General features: G+C 69.6%; 11 protein-coding genes. 8 read left to right on the top strand and 3 right to left on the bottom strand.

Features of this window, described 5'->3' with window-relative positions:
* Window positions 1-56: 56 nt before the first annotated feature.
* Together MNR00_RS01430 and MNR00_RS01425 are read right to left on the bottom strand one after the other, a co-directional pair.
* A complete protein-coding gene (locus tag MNR00_RS01430) occupies window positions 57-1,343 on the bottom strand; it encodes an extracellular solute-binding protein (RefSeq protein WP_241927394.1) in 1,287 nt (428 codons plus the stop codon).
* 111 nt (window positions 1,344-1,454) lie between these two features.
* Window positions 1,455-2,489 (bottom strand): LacI family DNA-binding transcriptional regulator, encoded by a 1,035-nt coding sequence (locus tag MNR00_RS01425; RefSeq protein WP_241927393.1) that lies wholly within the window; start codon window positions 2,487-2,489, stop codon window positions 1,455-1,457.
* 84 nt (window positions 2,490-2,573) lie between these two features.
* Here MNR00_RS01425 and MNR00_RS01420 point away from each other — a divergent pair, with 84 nt between their 5' ends.
* Complete coding sequence (locus tag MNR00_RS01420; RefSeq protein ID WP_241927392.1) at window positions 2,574-3,143, top strand: YdeI/OmpD-associated family protein; 570 nt, start codon at window positions 2,574-2,576, stop codon at window positions 3,141-3,143.
* A 47-nt stretch (window positions 3,144-3,190) separates the two neighbouring features.
* Here the strand turns inward: MNR00_RS01420 and pyrE are convergent, their stop codons facing one another.
* A complete protein-coding gene (gene pyrE / locus MNR00_RS01415; protein WP_241927391.1) occupies window positions 3,191-3,784 on the bottom strand; it encodes an orotate phosphoribosyltransferase in 594 nt (197 codons plus the stop codon).
* Between the two features lie 43 nt (window positions 3,785-3,827).
* Here pyrE and MNR00_RS01410 point away from each other — a divergent pair, with 43 nt between their 5' ends.
* The 7 genes from MNR00_RS01410 (at window position 3,828) to MNR00_RS01380 (ending at window position 12,473) form a co-directional block, all read left to right on the top strand.
* Entirely contained in the window at window positions 3,828-4,364 is a 537-nt protein-coding gene (locus tag MNR00_RS01410; protein WP_241927390.1) for a YbhB/YbcL family Raf kinase inhibitor-like protein, read from the top strand.
* A gap of 61 nt (window positions 4,365-4,425) precedes the next feature.
* Window positions 4,426-4,740: a hypothetical protein gene (locus MNR00_RS01405; RefSeq protein ID WP_241927389.1), complete on the top strand. Its 315-nt coding sequence runs from the start codon at window positions 4,426-4,428 to the stop codon at window positions 4,738-4,740.
* 44 nt (window positions 4,741-4,784) lie between these two features.
* Window positions 4,785-7,694 (top strand): helix-turn-helix transcriptional regulator, encoded by a 2,910-nt coding sequence (locus MNR00_RS01400; RefSeq protein ID WP_241927388.1) that lies wholly within the window; start codon window positions 4,785-4,787, stop codon window positions 7,692-7,694.
* Window positions 7,695-7,738: 44 nt separating this feature from the next.
* Entirely contained in the window at window positions 7,739-8,584 is an 846-nt protein-coding gene (locus MNR00_RS01395; protein ID WP_241927387.1) for an exodeoxyribonuclease III, read from the top strand.
* Window positions 8,581-9,423, top strand: a complete 843-nt coding sequence (locus MNR00_RS01390; protein WP_241927386.1) for an HAD family hydrolase — start codon at window positions 8,581-8,583, stop codon at window positions 9,421-9,423. Before MNR00_RS01395 ends, MNR00_RS01390 begins: the two co-directional genes overlap by 4 nt.
* A gap of 171 nt (window positions 9,424-9,594) precedes the next feature.
* Window positions 9,595-11,187 carry an amidohydrolase family protein gene (locus tag MNR00_RS01385; RefSeq protein WP_241927385.1) on the top strand — a complete coding sequence of 531 codons (1,593 nt, stop codon included), beginning with the start codon at window positions 9,595-9,597 and terminating at the stop codon, window positions 11,185-11,187.
* On the top strand, window positions 11,184-12,473 hold the full coding sequence (locus MNR00_RS01380; protein ID WP_241927384.1) for an alanine racemase: 1,290 nt from the start codon (window positions 11,184-11,186) through the stop codon (window positions 12,471-12,473). Before MNR00_RS01385 ends, MNR00_RS01380 begins: the two co-directional genes overlap by 4 nt.
* The last annotated feature ends 33 nt before the right edge of the window (window positions 12,474-12,506 follow it).

The raw sequence follows: 12,506 nt of genomic DNA, 5'->3' as shown, positions 1-12,506 counted from the left end.
ACGCGAGCGTGTGTGCGGGGCGGCGCATTCACGCCGCCCCGCAGGTGGTTCGGATGCTACTCGCCGAGCGCCTTGGTCTGCGCCTGAACCAGCGCGTCCTGCAGCGTCGCGCCATCCTTGGTCGAGACGAACTGTCCGATGGCCGAGGTGATGTCGTTCAGCCACGAGACCTTCACGGCGGCGCCGTGTGCCAGCGAGCTGACCACGGTGTCCTTCGCGAACGAGGCCATCGCACCCTGCTGGTACTCCGGGTAGTCGGCCGGGTCGGCGTCGGTGCGCGCCGGGATCGAGCCCTTGGCGAGGTTGAACGCCTTCTGGCCGTCGGCCGAACTGATCGTCTTCAGCCAGTTCTTCGCGCCACCGGCGTGCGGTGCACCGACCGGAAGCGTGAACGAGTCGGCGAGGAAGTCGAACATGCCATCGGTGCCGGGGGTCGGCCACGTGGTGTAGTCCGTGCCGTAGACCTTGCCCTTGGCGTCGAACTCGGCCAGCGCCCAGTCGCCCATGACGTTGTAGGCGGCCGTGCCGTCGATCACCATGTCGGTCGCGACGGGCCAGTCCTGACCGGTGCCGTCGGTGTTCGCGTAGGTGAGCAGCTCGGTGTACTTGTCGATCGCGGTGGTGACCTTGGCGTCGTCGAACTTCGTCTTGCCGTCCCACAGTCCGGAGTAGCCGTCGGCGCCGAGCACCGAGAGCAGCACGTTCTCGAACAGCTGCACCTGGGTCCAGTCGGTGGCGACCGACAGCGGGGTCTCGACGCCGTTCGCCTTGAGCGTCTTCATGTCGGCGAGCCAGGCGTCGATGTCTGCTGGCGCCTTGGTCGGGTCGATGCCGGCGTCGGTCAGCAGAGACGTGTTCAGCCAGACGACGTTCGCGCGGTGGATGTTGCTCGGCACCGAGTAGATCTTGCCGTCGACGGTGAGGCGGTCGAGAAGCGTCGAGGGGAAGGCGTCGTTCAGGCCGTTGTCCTTGTAGAACCCGCTGAGGTCCTCGAGCTTGTCGGCCTCGATGTAGTCGGTGAGCTCGGCACCGGCGTGCGCCTGGAACGAGTCCGGCGGGTTGTTGGCCTTCAGGCGCGATGCGAGCGCGTTCTTGGCGTTCGAGCCGGCGCCGCCGGCGACGGCCGCGTTGACGAACTTCGTGTCGGGGTACTGCTCGTTGAACACCTTGACGAGGGCATCCAGACCGGCCTTCTCAGAACCTGCCGCCCACCAGGTGAACACCTCGACTTCGCTGGCGTCGTTCGAGCCGCCCGAGTCGCCGCTGTCGGCGTTGCCGGAGCACCCGGCAAGCACCAGACCCGCAACGGCAAGACCTGCGACTGCTGCAAGTGCTTTGCGCATGTGATCCTCCATTGGAACTGTGTTCCGCGGAGATCCGCGGACCTGTTGCCATGAAAACTGAAAACGTTGCCAAAATCAACAGGCCCGCAATCACAACCGCGTAACGGCCGTTCAGGTCCCGCTCGGCGACTGCTCTCCCGACCCGCGGGTGATCAGTCGGGTGCCGAGCATGATGTGTCGCTCCGGTCCTGGCAGGCCGGCGATCCGATCGAACAGCAGGTCGGCTGCAGCCTCTCCCATCGTCCACGGATCCTGAGCGATCGTCGTCACCGGCGGGTTGAGCAGCTCGGCGAGCGGGAAGTCGTCGAAGCCGACGAGTGCGGGCTGCGCGTGCATCAGCCGCAGCGCGCCGAGCACGGCCTTGGTGGTGCGACTGTTGGTGGTGAACAGCGCGGTCGGCGGATCGGGCAGTGAGAACAGTTCGCGCAGCGCTTCGACACAGGCATCCACCTCATCGTCGACGGCGACGATGAGCTCGGCGCGATCGGCGAGGCCGCAATCGCGCACCCCTTTGCGGAAGCCCGACTGACGGCGCTCGGACGTGTAGCGGCCCGAGACGTGTGCGATGCAGGCGATGCTGCGGTGCCCCGCCCGTGCCAGGTGGCGCACGGCATCGGTGGAACCGCGCTCGTTGTCGACCAGCACGACGTCGGCGTGCAGCCCGCGTGGCGGCCGGTCGATGAACACGATCGGGGTGCCGACCGCGCGCTCCGCGTCGAGGAACGACATGTCGGCCTCTTCCGGAGCGACGACGATGAAGCCGTCGAGCCGGCGATTCAGCATCCGCTTGATCACCTGCTCGCTCTCGTCGGAGTCATCGCCCGCTGAGGCGACGAGCACCAGCAGCTCACGCTCCTGCGCGCGCGACTCGACGGCCTCGATGATCTCGGCGTAGAACGGGTCGGAGATGCGCGTGACGACGACGCCGATCGTGCGCGCAGATCCCGTGCGCAGGGTGTGCGCGAAGTCGTTGCGGCTGTAGCCGAGGGCTGCGACGGCCTTCTCGACGGCCTGACGCTTCGCACGGCTGACGCCGCCCTTGCCCGAGACCACTCGCGACACCGTCGAGAGCCCGACGTCGGCGCGCGCCGCGACGTCCTTCATCGTCGGCCGCCCCGCCGCGTCCGCGCCGCTCTTCTTCCCCATACGAGGCAGGGTTCCATGAAAACGTTGCCAAGTCCAGAACGTGGCGCCCGGAAGCAGCAGCGGGTGAGGATCTAGGCTGACCGCATGGGAGCTCTCGACGACGGCGAGCGGGTGACAGCGGCGGATGCTGCCGACTGGCGAGCCTGGATGACCGACAACCACGAGACGGCAACCGGGGTATGGCTGCTGCATGTGCGGCGGGCCGCGTCGGACGGGATCGGGTACGAGGACGCCGTGCGGCAGGCGCTCTGCTTCGGGTGGATCGACGGGCCGGTGCGCACCTTCGACGACGGCAGCGTCGGGCAGTGGTTCTCGCCGCGCCGCCGCGGCAGTGGTTGGGCGGCGACGAACAAGGCACGCCTGATAGAGCTCGAGGCTGCGGGGCTGCTCGCCGCCGCCGGCATCCGCGTGATCGAGGCCGCCAAGGCCGACGGATCGTGGACGGTGCTCGACGGTCCCGAGGCCGGCATCGAACCCGACGATCTGACAACTGCCCTCGACGCGGCGCCAGCCGCCAGGGCAGCCTGGGACGGGTTCCCGAAGTCCGCGAAGAAGCTCGGCCTCACTCAGATCGCGATCGCCAAGCGCCCCGAGACGCGCGCCAACCGCATCGCGAAACTGGTCGCCGACGCGGCGGAGGGTCGCCGGCCGTAGCGGTTGGCCTCCGCCCGGCGAACACGCGAAAAGCGCCCAGCGCGAGGTTACTGCGGGGCGAGCCCCAGGTCATCCAGGTCGAATGCGGCCAGCCACTGCAGGCCTTCGGCCTCGATCGCCGCCTGCGCACCGGTCTTGCGGTCGACGATCACGGCAACGGCGACGACCTCAGCACCCTCACGGCGCAGCACCTCGACGGCCTTCAGAGCCGACTGGCCGGTGGTGGAGGTGTCCTCCAGCACGACGACGCGCTTGCCGGCGATGTCGGCACCCTCAACCTGACGGCCGCGGCCGTGATCCTTGGGCTCCTTGCGCACGACGAACGCGTCCAGCGGGCGGTCCGTGCCGACCGAGGCGTGCATCACCGAGTTCGCGATCGGGTCGGCGCCGAGCGTGAGCCCGCCGACGGCGGAGACGTCATGCTCCTTGATCAGGTCGAGCATGATGCGCCCGATGGCGGGAGCCGCCCGGTGATCGAGCGTGAGCTTGCGCATGTCGACGTAGTACGTCGCCTGCTTTCCGCTGGACAGCGTGAAGTCGCCGTGGAACACGGCCTCCGCGGTGATCAGGTCGAGCAGGGCCTTGCGGTCTTCGGCGAGATTCGTCACGGCATCCAGTGTATTCGGCGTGGGTTCCCGCATCGGATGCCCGGTGCTGGCCTACCGTGAAGGCAGGAGGCTCCACATGTTCTCGTACGATCCGTATGCCGCCCTCGCCGTGCTGCGCCCCGTCGCGCCGCTCGAGCTGACCAGCCCCGACTTCGAGCCGGGCGGTCCGCTGCCGGGATTCGCATGGTCGACAGAGCGGGCAGGTGAAGACCGTCATCCGACCCTGCAGTGGTCGCAGCCACCGGCCGGCACACTCAGCTTCGCCATCTCGTGCTTCGACCCTGATGCCCCGACCGGCTCTGGTTTCTGGCACTGGGCCGCGTACAACCTGCCGGAGAGCACCCGCTCATTGCCCAGCGGCGACGGCACGGCGAAGAGCCTGCCCGCAGGCAGCAGGGTGCTGCCGAACGAAGCGCGTCTGGAGCGCTACATCGGCGCCGCACCGCCTGCCGGCACTGGCGTGCACCGCTACTTCTTCGTGGTCGACGCGCTTGACGTCGACCATCTCGACCTCGAGGTCGGAGCGACGCCGGGCGTGCTGGGCTTCAATCGGCACTTCCACACGCTGGCCCGCGGCATCCTGATCGGCACCGGCGACCCCGCCCAGCGCTGACGGCGAGTAGGCCGGTCTTAGGGGGCGGATGCTGTGGAATCCGCCCCCTAAGACATTTCGCGTGCCCGAAGATAAGGCACTCGCCCGATTCGGCACCCACCCCTCAGAGAGGATCGTCGTTCTCATCGACCTCCCGCAGCACGCGGGACCGAACAAGGAGAACATCATGATCCAGTCAGGCCTCTACGTCGCATCGATGATCGACGCGCAGCGCACCGCAGACATCAACCGTCAACTCGAGCGCCGTCGCATCGCCCTGGAGCGCGGCACGCTGACCGTCGACCGCCCCAGCGCCGCCAGGCGCATCACCGCCCTGTTCGCGCGGCCCGCCGCTCGCCGGCACACCGCCACGCAGCGCGCGGTCCGTCACGCGTGACCTCTGGCCCGGCCGAGCCGGCCATGTCACCATGGGCCATGGCCATGTCACCGTCGACAGTCCTCATCGTCCGCGATGAGGCAGCATCCACCCTCCGACAGGCCTTCGACGCCGGCCGCGAGGGCACGCCGCAGATCGTGATCGTCCGCGGCGAGGCCGGCATCGGCAAGACCCGCCTGCTGCAGGAGTTCCACCGCGAGTTGACGATCCTCGACGCCGAAGCCGTCTTCGCGACCGGCCAGTGCGTCGACATGGGCGAGATCGGCAGCCCGTACACCCCGATCCGCCGGCTGCTCCGCGACCTGCATTCCCGACTCGGCGACGAGCTCCTCAGCGCCGCCACACCGAGCGCCCGTCTGGCGCTGCGCGGGCTCCTTCCCGAGATCGCCGCACCCGCAGCATCCGGCGCCACAGCATCCGACGCCGACACCGTCTCCGACGCGCTCGGCGCACTGCTCGACACCGTCAGTCACGACCGACATCTGGTCCTGCTCATCGAGGATCTGCACTGGTCGGATACGGCCACCCTCGCGCTGCTGAAGACTCTCTCGTTCACGCTTCGCGGTGAGCATCTCACCCTCGTGATGACCTATCGCACGGACGACGTGGGGCGCGGGCATCCGCTGCGCGGCGTGCTCGCCGACCTCGAGCGCAACCGCGCCGTCACCTTCATCGACCTCGAGCGCCTCGCCCAAGACGACGCGGCGGCGCTGACCCGCATGCTCGCCCCCGAGCTCGATGCCACCGCCGTCCAGCGCATCGTCGAACGCAGCGACGGTCTGCCCTTCTTTATCGAGGAGCTCGTCGCTCTGCACGAGGATCGTCTGCCGGAGACACTGCGCGATCTGCTGCTCGCCAGAGTCGAATCCCTCAGCACCGGCGCCCGCGATGCCGTCGACCTGCTGGCCGTCGGCGGTGTGCACATCGACAGCGACCTGCTCGACGAGGCCGCACAGGGCTGGATCGAACGCGACCGTCTGCACGGCGGGCTGCGCGAGGCGCTGGCCGCGAACATCCTGGTGACCGATTCCACCGGATACGGCTTCCGTCACGCGCTGCTGCAGGAGGCCGTGCACGATGACGTGCTGCCCAGCATCCGCTCCGGGCTGCACGCCCGCTTCGCCGGCGTGCTCGACGTCCGGCTCGTCGAGGGGCACCGCGAACTGGCCGCAGAGGTGGCTGAGCACTGGGCGCAGGCGCGCGACAGCGTGCGCGCATTCGACGCGCTCATCGTCGCCCGTGGATTCGCGACCGACACCGCCCCCGAGATGGTGGCGTCGCAGATCGGCGAGCGGATGCTGGAGATGTGGGCGCAGATCCCGGATGCCGCCGATCGGGTCGGCATGTCGCGGTCGCGGTTCTGCGCGCGGACCGCCGAGGACGGTCTGGACGACCCCCGGCGCGCACTGCGCATCGCCCGCTCGGGGCTGCTCGAGACGCCTCCCGAGCACCGCACGGATAGGGCAGCGCTGCTGAACATCGCCTCGTACGCCCTGTCGATCCTCGGTGATGCGGCCGCATCGCGCGACAGCATCATCGAGGCGCTCGAACTGCTCGACCGCGACGATCCGTCCCAGCATGAGCTGCTGGCAGAATGCCTGCTCTCGCGGGTGCGCGGAGCCGCATTATCGCTGCGGCGCGACGACTTCCCCGAGCTGCAGCGCCTCACCGACGAGGCGATCTCCCTCACCCTGCGTATGGACGACCCGATCCTGCAGTCCCGGGTGGTCGACGCCGCGGCCGTGCTGCTCTGCCTTGCGGGCAGCCTCCATGGGGCGCTCGACAGGCTCCGCGCTCACCTCGTTCATGCGCCGACCAACCGGACGGAGCTGGTGCTGTTCATCTCCGAGCAGGACGTGCTCGTGCGCCTGGGTCGGTACGCCGAGGCCGACGAGACCACCGTGCAGAACGTGCGGGGCCTGCCGCGTGACATCGACGGACTGCACTTCGTCGAGCTCAATCATGCCGAGGCGCTGTTCTGCCTGGGACGGGCTGAGGACGGACGGCGCACGGCGGAACGCGGACTCGACGGCATCGTCGGCCTTCAGATCATGGTGTCGTACGGCTGGCGCTTGCTGGGTCTCGCTGACATCTGGTCTGACAGGGCCGAGCTCGCACGGCAGCGCTTCGAACAGCTCCGTACCGAGATCGACGCGCTCACCGCCGAAGACGGCGAGGAGCTCGCAGGCTGGGGCACCTGCACCCTGGAGCGACTGCTGAACCTCGCCGAGATCGCACGGGATGCCGGCGAGCGCACCCGCACGGCCGAGAAGGCATTCGAGGGAGCGCTCGACATCGTGCGGGCGAAGCTGGAGCCCGGCATCTCCCGCCCGCACGTCGTCGGGGCCGCGCGGGCGCTCGCCGATGCCATGCACGCCGGGATGGATGCCGAGGCGCTGGAGCCGGTCCGCGCCATGATCGCCGACGTGCTCGACCGGCACGGCGCCGATGAGGCGAGCCCGGCCATTGCAGCCCTCGTCGCCGCGGAGACCGCGCGCGGCACAGCCGGGACGCCGTCGGAGACCGTGGATGCCTGGCGGGCAGCATCCGACCTCGCCGCCGACGGCTTCGTCCCGGTGCGCCAGCTCTGGTACGCGCGCTACCGCCTCGCCGAGGCGCTGCTGGATGCCGGCGAACGCGACGAGGCGTCGGCCCTGTTGGAGATGATCGGCGACGGCGCCCCCGCGCACGGCATCGACGTCGTCGCCCGCTGGGCGCGCGAACTCGCCGCCCGCGCCGGGCTCGCGGATGCCGACACCGGCGGCCTGCCCCAGTTGACCGCCCGAGAGCGCCAGGTTCTGGAACTGGTCGCCGAGGGGCTGACCAACCCCGAGATCGGACAGCGCCTGTTCATCTCACCGAAAACCGCCTCCGTGCACGTGTCGGCGATCCTCACGAAGGTCGGCGCAGCCAACCGCACCGAAGCGGCGGCGATCTTCCACCGGCAGGGGTGAGCTGCCGGACGGCCGGTGTCCCCTCCCCCGCCTAGGCTGGATGCATGCGTCTGGCCACCTGGAACATCAACTCGATCCGCACCCGCGTCGGGCGTGCCGTCGACTTCGCCGTGCGCGAGGACATCGACGTGCTCGCCTTCCAGGAAATCAAGTGCAAGCCGGAGCAGTTCCCCTATGCGCCGTTCGAAGAGGCCGGGTACCACGTCGAGGTGCATGGCCTGAATCAGTGGAACGGCGTGGCGATCGCCAGCCGCGAGCCGATCACTGAGGTGTCGACGTCGTTCGACGGGATGCCCGGCTTCGCGAAGGGTCATGAGGGTCCCGACGCCCCGCTGGAAGCCCGCGCGCTCGGCGTGACCGTGGGCGGCGTGCGGGTGTGGAGCCTTTACGTGCCCAACGGCCGGGCCCTCGGCGACCCCCACCTGGACTACAAGCTGCACTGGCTCGAGGCGCTGCGCACGGCCACCGCGGCCGAGATCGCCGCCAACCCGAGCCGCCCGCTCGCCCTGGTCGGCGATTTCAACATCATTCCGTACGCCTTGGACAACGGCGACCCCGACATCGTCGAGGGCCGCTCGACGCACGTCTCCCCTGAAGAGCGCGCAGCATTCTTTGCACTCGAATCGGCCGGGCTCACCGATGTGGTGCGCCCGCTGATCCCCGAGGGGTTCACGTACTGGGACTACCAGCGGCTGAAGTTCCCCCGCAACGAGGGCGTGCGCATCGACTTCATCCTCGGATCGCAGCCCTTCGCAGATGCTGTGTCGGGGGCGTCCATCCATCGCGAGGAGCGCAAGGGCGAGCAGCCGAGTGACCACGTGCCGGTGGTCGTCGAACTCGACCTCGGCGGCGAGGACGATGACGACGACATGCCGATGATCTTCGCGTGAGCGAGTCGGGCGCAGCGGACGGGCCAACGGGCATCCGTCTCATCGCCACAGATCTCGACGGCACGATCCTCGACAGCGCCGGCCGCGTCTCAGCGCGCACGCGCGCAGCGTTCGATGCGGCACGGGAAGCCGGAATCGCGACCGTCCCTGTCACCGCGCGCCAGCCGATCGGCCTTCGGCCCATAGCCGAGCAGGCCGGCTTCGCCGACTGGGCACTGTGCGGAAACGGCGCCTACGGCGTGCACCTCACGACCGGCGAGCACCTGTTCGCCGAGCAGATCCCGTCGACAGTGCAGCAGGAACTCGCCGACGCGCTGCAGACCGTCATCCCCGATCTGCTGTTCGCGAGTGTCCGCGATGCCGGCGAGGGATTCGTCGCGCAGGAGGGCTACGCGGCGATCGCCGATCTGAGCGACCACAAGCGACACCCCGAGTCGATGGGCGGTGTGCCGCTGGCCGAGGTCGTGGGCGCCCCGAGCCTGAAGCTGGTGATCAGGCACTCATCCGTGCCGATCCCCGAGATCTTCGCGGCACTGCAGTCGCTGGGGCTGACAGGTTTCGAAGCCACCCTCTCGGGCGCGCCGTTCGTCGAGGTGATGGCCGAGGGCGTGACCAAGGCCACCGGACTCGCGCAGGTCTGCACCCGGCTCGGCATCGACCGCGGCGAGGTGCTCGCCTTCGGCGACGCCCTCAACGACCTCGAGATGCTGCAGTGGGCCGGGCACGGCGTCGCCGTGGCGAACGCGGTTGACGCGGTGCGCGATGCCGCCGACGAGATCGCGCCATCTAACGATGACGACGGCGTCGCCATCGTCATCGAGCGCGTGCTGGGCGCCTGACGCCTTCCTACGGACGGCGCCGAACTGCCACGGTGCCAGGTCGAGGGTGCCCCCCGCCCGGGTCCTCGAGCCTGCACAATCGACCCCGCAGCGCGATTGCTCGGGCGTTTGCGATGCCCCGCCGAGATGTGACACAGTAAGTTCACGCATCTAACAAACTGGGGAGCGATCGTGGTCACGTCGGCACAGCGGCCGCTCGCCATCCGGAACGCGCGCTTCCCCCTCCCGGGGCGCACTGACCTCGAACGCGGCACCGTGCTCATCGCGGAGGGCCAGGTCGCCGGCATCCACCCGCCCGACATCGACGCAGCGCACCTCCCCACGGGCTCCGACGTCATCGAGGCCGACGGTCGCATCCTGATGCCGGGCTTCATCGATGCGCACAGTCACGGCGAAGGCGCCCTCGGTCGAGATGATCGCGAGCACGGACTGCTGCGGCAGGGCGTGACCGGGGTCGTGCTCGGCCAGGACGGCATCTCGTTCGCACCGACGACACCAGCTTCCGCCGCTCTGAACGAGCGCTACTTTGCGGCCATCAACGGCCCGCTTCCCAGCGGTCACGAGAGCGGCTTGAGCGTCGCGCAGCTGCTCGCCCATTACGCCCGCGTCTCGCGCCTGACGTGCAGGATGCTCGTGCCAGCGGGCACTGTGCGCACCACGATCAACGGCTTCTCCGCCGCGCCGCTCACCGCCCGGCAGCTCGATCAGTCCGAGGACATCACCCGCACGGCCATCGCCGAAGGCGCCACCGGCATCTCACTGGGTCTCGAATACGTGCCGGGCAGCTTCGCCGACGCCGCCGAGCTGCACCGCTACGCCACGATCGCGGCCGACACCGGGCTGCCCCTCGTCGCACATGTGCGCGGCTACGAGGCTGATGCTCCGCGCGGTCTCGGCGAGCTGATTGCGCTGGCCCGCGAGACCGGCGCCGCGGTGCATGTCGCCCACCTGCACGCCCCCGCCGCACTCGCGCTCCCGATCGTGGATGCCGCGCTCGGCAACGGCATCGACCTCACCTTCGACTCCTACCCCTACCGTCGCGGCAACACGATCCTCGCGATGCTCGCCCTCCCCGCCGAGCTGCAGCAGGACGGCCCGGATCAGACACTCGCGCGACTCGCGGACCCCGCGACCCGCGCACAGCTCGATCGCGACTGGTTCCCCACGCTCGCCGAGCTGCTCTCCCGCCTCACCATCAGCGTCGCCGATCACCCGGACTGGGCGTGGGCCGAGGGCCTGACGCTGACGACCGTCGCCGAGCGCGCCGGACGCTCGATCGGTCGGGCTGTGTGCGACCTCATCGTCGACACGGGGCTCGGCGCCGGCGTCATCGTGCGCCAGCCCGCCGCGAACGGCGAGGCCGACGTGCGCGCGATCGCGAATCACCCTGCACACCTCGGCAGCTCAGACGGCATCTTCCTCGGCACCCATCCCCACCCCCGCGCGTGGGGGAGCTTCGCTCGGATGCTGCGGCGGCACGTCCTGGGTTGGCAGGACTGGTCTTGGTCTGAAGCCGCCGAGCACCTGTCGTGGCGCGCCGCGCGCCGGTTCGGCTTCGGCGATCGTGGTGTCGTGCGACTGGCATCCATCGCAGATTTCTGCCTCGTCGACCCGCACAGTCTCGCCGACCGCGCCACCTACGACTCCCCCACACTGCTGGCCGACGGGATCGCCGACGTGATCGTCGCGGGAAGGCCTGTCCTCGCCGGCGGCGAGCCGTGCATGATGAAAGAGCCCGTCACCACAGGAAGGCCGTCATCATGATCGAATCGTCTCCGCTCTCGCTCACCAAGGGTCTCGGCCCGGCGCTCGATGACGCTGGCACCACCGACCTCGCCGGCACGTCGCTGTTCGCCTCTGATCGCGACTTCCCCCAGCTCGCGCTGAGCGAGAGTGCCATCCTGCACAACATCGACGCCATGATGGCGTACGTCCGCTCGCGCGGGGTAGCGCTCGCCCCGCACGGCAAGACCGCGATGTCGCCGAAGCTCGCGCAGTGGCAGGTGGATGCAGGAGCCTGGGGCATCACGGCGGCAACGCCGACACAGCTGCGGGTGTACCGGGCGGCGGGGATCGAGCATCTGCTGCTGGCCAACCAGCTCGTCGAGCCCGGTGCGATCGCGTGGCTGCGTGCCGAGCTCGCCGCCGATCCGCACTTCGTGTGCCCGGTGTACGCCGACTCGGCCGCTGGGCTCGCGCTGCTCGCAGAACCCGCCTCGGCGACGACATCCGCCCCACCCGCAGCGGGGGCGCGCCCGATCGACGTGCTGCTCGAGGTCGGACATCCTGGCGGCCGCACCGGCGTGCGCGGACTCGACGCCCTTCGGGAACTGGCCGCGCAAGCTGCGCACGCCCCTGGCATCCGCGTGATCGGCCTCGCGACCTACGAGGGCACTCTCGGCGGCGAGACCGAGGGCGAGAAGGTGCAGAAGGTGCACGCCTTCGTGCGCGAGCTCGCCGCGTCGGCATCCACCCTCGAAGCCGAAGGCCTGCTCCCCGCCGACAGCATCATCTCCCTCGGCGGCAGCGCGTACTTCGACGTCGCGGTCGACGAGCTGCTCGCCGCCGGCATCCCGGCTGCGCGCATCCTGCTGCGCAGCGGCGCGTACCTCACTCACGACGATGGGCTGTACGCGCGCACCACCCCTGGCGCACGCGGCAGCGACGGCGCACCGGACCTGCTGTCGGCGATCCGCGTGTGGGCGCCGGTGCTCAGCATCCCCGAGCCCGGCCTCGCTGTCGCGCTCTGCGGGCGACGCGATGTCGGCTTCGATCAGGACCTGCCTTCGGTGCGCGGGGTGCGCGGGGTGCGCGGGCGCGACGGCTCCGCCGCACGCGGATTCGTCGGGCGCGTGGCCAAGCTCGCCGACCAGCATGCGTTCATCGAATTCGATGCGGATGCTGCCGGCGCCGGCGCCCCACCTCGGGTCGGCGATCTCGTCGAGTTGGGCATCTCGCACCCCTGCACGACGCTCGACCGCTGGGGTCTCGTGCCTCTGGTGGACGACGAGCTGCGCGTGCGCGACCTGATCCGGCTGCACTTCACCTGAACTGCCTGGCCTCCATCCGATCCCCACTCCGGA

Source organism: Microbacterium sp. H1-D42 (assembly GCF_022637555.1).
In the GTDB taxonomy this organism is placed as follows: Bacteria; Actinomycetota; Actinomycetes; order Actinomycetales; family Microbacteriaceae; genus Microbacterium.
Note: the sequence above shows the minus strand (reverse complement) of the source record. Positions and strands in the feature narration are given on the sequence as shown.

Bases quoted from the DNA above. Each gene is read 5' to 3' on its own strand.
- MNR00_RS01425 (WP_241927393.1), bottom strand. From the start codon at position 2,489: ATGGGGAAGAAGAGCGGCGCGGACGCGGCGGGGCGGCCGACGATGAAG.
- MNR00_RS01400 (WP_241927388.1), top strand. From the start codon at position 4,785: ATGTCACCGTCGACAGTCCTCATCGTCCGCGATGAGGCAGCATCCACC.
- MNR00_RS01380 (WP_241927384.1), top strand. From the start codon at position 11,184: ATGATCGAATCGTCTCCGCTCTCGCTCACCAAGGGTCTCGGCCCGGCG.
- MNR00_RS01410 (WP_241927390.1), top strand. From the start codon at position 3,828: ATGTTCTCGTACGATCCGTATGCCGCCCTCGCCGTGCTGCGCCCCGTC.
- MNR00_RS01420 (WP_241927392.1), top strand. From the start codon at position 2,574: ATGGGAGCTCTCGACGACGGCGAGCGGGTGACAGCGGCGGATGCTGCC.
- pyrE (WP_241927391.1), bottom strand. From the start codon at position 3,784: ATGCGGGAACCCACGCCGAATACACTGGATGCCGTGACGAATCTCGCC.
- MNR00_RS01395 (WP_241927387.1), top strand. From the start codon at position 7,739: ATGCGTCTGGCCACCTGGAACATCAACTCGATCCGCACCCGCGTCGGG.
- MNR00_RS01430 (WP_241927394.1), bottom strand. From the start codon at position 1,343: ATGCGCAAAGCACTTGCAGCAGTCGCAGGTCTTGCCGTTGCGGGTCTG.